The sequence below is a fragment of the Salinivibrio sp. MA427 genome (assembly GCF_001996115.1).
Classification (GTDB): Bacteria; Pseudomonadota; Gammaproteobacteria; order Enterobacterales; family Vibrionaceae; genus Salinivibrio; species Salinivibrio costicola.
The window spans coordinates 1-1,061 of record NZ_MUFH01000504.1 but is presented as its reverse complement, the minus strand read 5'-3'; the positions used below and the strand labels follow the sequence as shown (position 1 = coordinate 1,061).

The 1,061-nt window shown below is 48.8% G+C and carries 1 protein-coding gene; it reads left to right on the top strand.

The annotated features are described in order from the left end of the window. Nucleotides 1-42: 42 nt before the first annotated feature. Nucleotides 43-1,061: peptide MFS transporter (locus BZG79_RS15935; RefSeq protein ID WP_077774899.1), on the top strand; the 1,019-nt coding region annotated here is incomplete at its 3' end.

Below are 1,061 nucleotides of genomic sequence, written 5' to 3'. Positions count from 1 at the left end.
AGAAATGCAGACCCAACAAAACTCACGAATAATTAGATAGTTATGGAAAACCAAAAAACAATACTTGGTCACCCTCGGGGACTTTTTCTACTCTTCGGCACGGAACTATGGGAGCGATTTTCCTACTACGCCATGCGTGCGATTTTGGTGCTTTACCTCACCGATCAAACCATCAATGGCGGTTTAGGCTGGTCCACCAAAGACGCGCTAGAGCTGTATGGCTATTACACCGGCCTCGTTTATATCACGCCACTCATCGGCGGTTGGTTTGCCGATAACTTTGTCGGTCAGCGTCGAGCCGTGATTCTAGGTGGTGCCTTAATGGCCATCGGTCAATTTACTCTGGCCTTCCCTGCTCACCAATATGGCTTAGATACGGTACACACTTTATATGCTGGCTTAGCCATACTGATTGCGGGCTCTGGCCTATTTAAACCCAACATCTCGACGATGGTGGGTGACCTTTATCATGAAGGCGATCATCGTCGTGATGGTGCGTTTACCATCTTTTATATGGGCATCAATATTGGTTCATTATTAGCCGGCTTTGTTGCGGGCACAGTGAGCAGCGCTTACGGCTGGCAATATGGCTTTTTTGCTGCCGGTATTGGTATGGTGATCAGCTTGATTATCCAGCTAACCATGGCCAACGCTTGGCTAGGTAATATCGGTCGTGTTCCCGCGGCACAACAAGCACGAGATGCCAATCATTCTAAGACCAATGCACCATTGACCAAGCAAGAAATCGATCGTCTTAAAGTCATCTTATTGATGGGTTTGTTCGTGATCATTTTCTGGGCTGGCTTTGAACAGGCTGGCGGGTTGATGAATATTTACACCCAGGAGTACACGGATCGCATGGTGGGTGGGTTTGAAATCCCAGCGGCTTGGTTCCAGTCACTCAACCCTTTCTTCATCATTGTCTGTGCGCCTATAGCGGCATCATTGTGGGTGCGTCTGGGTTCTAAAGAGCCTAGCTCACCGGTCAAATTTGCCATGGCGTTATTCATGCTGGCGCTTGGCTTTTTGTGCATGATCGGGGCCGTGTTAGAGCAAGGCGG